Below are 4108 nucleotides of genomic sequence, written 5' to 3'. Positions count from 1 at the left end.
CCTTAATTGTTTAGGGTAACGACCTTAACTAATGCTTTTTCGCTATACATTAATTATGTGTCTAAATCCCTGCATTAACAATTAAGGAGGTCACTTCATATTATCTCCCCCTTTTTCGATTTGTTTCGTTAATTTTTGAATTCAAGATGATGATGGAGTATTGGGAAGAAATGTTGATCAGACCATCCAATGAGAAATCCTTGAGTAAGAATGTTATAGATGGTACCAAAACCAAATGAATACCAATGGCCCTTGATAATAAATACCAGAACAACAATGATGAGTGGTGAAACATTACTCATCCACTGAGAATAAACTGATGAGCCATGCATGAAACGGAAACGCAGAATATATGGCAGGTCGTCATTAGGATGCATAATAATATTTGCACGCTGGTATAGGGAAACTGCGGCCGCAACTCCAAATAAACCACCAATGTCGAGAATAATTCGCCAGCCAATGGCAAGTTGAGGAACACCTAAGGCAGTGAACATCCTTTCAAATCCGGCCAATAAGTAACTAAATGGGGTAATAAATAATAGATTACGGAGGAGCCGGAACCAATCAAAATGGCCTAGTAATGCGAGGTTAGTAAATGCAACAATAACTCCTTCAAGGAACAAAATATTACCTAGCGATATATGAATCCAGTGACTTAAACTTACAGCAGATGCGGTCCAGATAGCACTACCCATCTGAGTAGAAACCGTAAGAGCATTAAAAAAGGAATTGATAATAATTGAGATAGCTAAAAATAGGATTCGGCCGTTAATACTGTTGGCTTTTTCTTTTGAAATCATTGGGACCTCCCTGACTAATAGCGATGAAACACTAAGTGCCATGATACTATAATTCAGCTAAAGCGTGAATATATTTTTGCTGAAAAAATATGATAGAATTGACCATTGAAGATTCTCAATCGGGAAATAATGATAATTACTAATAAAGAAGGCGTGATTAATATTGAGTAGGCAAAAAGAGTTACCAGCTCGTTCTGCTGTACCAACAGAGTTGAAGTGGGATTTAACGTTATTGTACCCAGATGATCAAGCTATGAAGGATCAGTTGAAGCAAACAGTCAGTCAAGCGCATCAACTCCATCAATTAGCTGGTCATCTAGGTGATGATGGTGAAACTTTACTAAAAGCACTGCAAATGTCCAAGTCCATTGGAGAAGCGTTAGAGCGTGAATATGTTTATGCATTTTTGCGCCGGGATAGTGATACAACAGATGCACAGGCAACGGAATTATATGGCGTTGCGGAACAAAAAGCGACGGAGATTGAGACTGCTCTTTCGTTTATGGATCCTGAAATTGTTAAACTAGATCAAGAAAAACTGGATCAGTGGTTGCAAAGCGTGGATGGGTTAGGCGAATTCAAATTTGCTCTGCACCAAATCCGCCTGCAAAGGGGGCATGTACTCACTGTTGATGAGGAACAATTGTTAAGTCGCCTGAGCCGGTCATTAAGTAGTGCAGATACTATTTATAATACATTGAATGATGCCGATCTTCACTTTGGTAAAATCAAAGATGAAAATGGGGACACAGTGGAGTTAACTCACGGGAATCGGAGCCAATTTACCGAATCAACAAATCGTGAAGTCCGTAAAGCAGCAACGTTAGCTTATCAAAAACCATACCATGATTTACGGAATACTTTTGCTGCAACGTTAAATAGTTATATTGATAGTCGAAACTCCATTGCGACTCTTCGTCATTATAAGAGTGCACGACAGGCATCTTTGTCGGCCAATCAAATTGATGAACAGGTATACGATACGTTGGTAGCAACTGTTAATCAACATCTAGATTTAGCACATCGTTGGTATAGTATTAAGAAAAAAGCGCTCAAGTTAGAACCATTTTACCAATATGATATTGGAGTACCATTAGCTGGTAAGGACTTATTACGTACTACATTTGCAGAAGGTAAGCAAATGGTAATGGATGCGCTGCAAGTAATGGGTCCTGACTACATTGATGGTTTGAAAAAGGAATTTGATAATCGCTGGATTGATGCCGCGGAAAACCGTGGGAAACGATCAGGTGGTTACCAAATAGGTGTTTATCAGGCCAATCCATATATTCTATTAAATTGGACTGATAAACTTTATAGTACATTTGTTCTAGCTCATGAATCTGGGCATGCAATGCATAGTTGGTTTAGTCAGCACCATCAACCATCTGAATATGCGGATGCACCAATTTTCTTGGCTGAAGTAGCATCGACCTTTAATGAAAATATCCTGACAGAATATTTGTTAAATAAGTATCGTGATAATCGTGAATTACAAATTTTCATTTTGGAACAATCAATTAATGGGTTTATCGGGTCAATCTATCGCCAAACTCAATTTGCAGAATTTGAAGACACGGCATATCGTGAGCAACAGAAAGGTAGGACTTTAACTGCGGACTATTTAGATCAAATCAGCCATCAATTAGTTGAAAAATACTACGGTCCAAATGTTAAGCTCGTGGGAACAGATACACAAAGTTGGGCATATGTTCCACACTTCTATATGAACTACTATGTTTACCAATATGCAACTTCTTGGGCTATTGCTACAACACTTTCTGAACGAGTGTGGACAAAGCAACCAGGAGCTCTAGATCGTTATTTGGACTTCTTAAGTGCTGGAGGTTCAGCTGATCCAATTACGATTTTGAAACGAGCGGGAATAGATGTTACTAACGGGCAATATTTAAATGACTCACTAAAAGTGTTACAGAAGCGTTTAGACCAAATCGAAGGTTTACTGAATTTATAAAAATAAAAGCTGTTAGGGGGAGACTGACACCCTCTAACAGCTTTTTATTCAGACAATTTTACACCACGGTGTTCTACGCTTGTGGAGAATACAATTTGGGTACTTGTTTTACCGAAGCGACGTTGAATTTCATTAATAAAGTCATCTAAAGCACCAGTAGATGGGAAAACCACTTCCATAACTTCAGAATACTCACCAGTTACACAGTTACATTCAATCACGTTTGGAATTGATTGAACATATGGGTAGAATTCGCTTTTCTGGCTAGGTTCTAGTTGAACCATGATAAAGGCTTTAACATGGTAATCCAGCTTTTCTCGATTAATACTGGTGTGATAGCCAGTGATAATGCCAGTATCTTCCATTTTGCTAATTCTGGCCGCAATTGCTGGTGAAGAAATGTAACAAGCAGCGGACATTTCTTTGAGTGAAACACGAGCGTTGGCTTGTAACATATTTAAGATTTTTTTGTCGATTTGATCCATGGATAACCCTCTCATTCATAAATCTAGATAACTTAATATTATTAAGTAGCCTAATATAATACTGATTGTATGCTCCTTGGAGAGTTAAGTCAATTTAAGTGGATAAAACTGACTAATGATTGGGGATTGGTTAATTATAAACAGGTTGGATGTGGTAAAATAAGGTAGATAGTTGAGTGAATGGAGGATGTTGATTATGGATCAAGAATACGAAAATATTTTAGTGCCTGTTGATGGTTCTAAGCAAGCAGAAACTGCGCTTGAAAAAGCAGTTGTTTCTGCAAAGCGTAATAACGCACATATCGACGTACTAAACGTTGTTGACACTCGAGCAATGGCATACAATTTTGCTGGTATGTCTGACGGTAGTATTGCTTATCAACTAGTTGATAAAGCTACTGAATATTTAAAGGAACTACTTAATAAAGTTAAGCAAAACGACGAATTTGATAATATTGACATCCACATTCGTTTGGGAAATCCTAAAACCGTAATTGCTTTTGATTTTCCAAAGGATCACAAAAACGACTTGTTAATTATGGGTGCTAGTGGAATGTCAAGGTTACAACGTGCAATGGTTGGTTCAGTAACCTCTTTTGTAAAACGGAATGCACCATGTGACGTTTTAGTTATTCGGACTGGTTTAGATAATAAGCAGCTGGACATTAAATAATGCTAGATAGAAAATAATCGTAATATGCGAAATGAATTCAAAAGGACTTAACGGATGATATTATCGTTGAAGTGAACCCCCATAGTTGGACGAAAAATTCTAACTATGGGGGTTTACTATGACTAAATTTAGTCTTGAAGTTAAGCTTAAAGCTGTTCAAATGTATTTAGCTGGA

Annotated in this window: 4 protein-coding genes; 2 read left to right on the top strand and 2 right to left on the bottom strand. The window is 37.6% G+C overall.

Annotation, left to right across the window (positions count from 1 at the left end):
* Window positions 1-128 precede the first annotated feature (128 nt).
* Entirely contained in the window at window positions 129-800 is a 672-nt protein-coding gene (locus tag H5975_RS07520) for a hypothetical protein (protein WP_204785529.1), read from the bottom strand.
* A gap of 163 nt (window positions 801-963) precedes the next feature.
* Here H5975_RS07520 and pepF point away from each other — a divergent pair, with 163 nt between their 5' ends.
* Window positions 964-2775 (top strand): oligoendopeptidase F, encoded by a 1812-nt coding sequence (gene pepF, locus H5975_RS07515; RefSeq protein ID WP_204785528.1) that lies wholly within the window; start codon window positions 964-966, stop codon window positions 2773-2775.
* Between the two features lie 44 nt (window positions 2776-2819).
* On the opposite strand, the gene H5975_RS07510 is transcribed toward pepF, so the two are convergent.
* Window positions 2820-3260, bottom strand: coding sequence for an Lrp/AsnC family transcriptional regulator (locus H5975_RS07510; protein WP_204785527.1), 441 nt, complete (start codon window positions 3258-3260; stop codon window positions 2820-2822).
* 196 nt (window positions 3261-3456) lie between these two features.
* Here H5975_RS07510 and H5975_RS07505 point away from each other — a divergent pair, with 196 nt between their 5' ends.
* Window positions 3457-3933, top strand: a complete 477-nt coding sequence (locus tag H5975_RS07505; RefSeq protein ID WP_178661420.1) for a universal stress protein — start codon at window positions 3457-3459, stop codon at window positions 3931-3933.
* The last annotated feature ends 175 nt before the right edge of the window (window positions 3934-4108 follow it).

The sequence above is a fragment of the Limosilactobacillus coleohominis genome (genome assembly GCF_016901675.1).
GTDB classification, from domain to species: domain Bacteria; phylum Bacillota; class Bacilli; order Lactobacillales; family Lactobacillaceae; genus Limosilactobacillus; species Limosilactobacillus intestinavium.
Note: the sequence above shows the minus strand (reverse complement) of the source record. Positions and strands in the feature narration are given on the sequence as shown.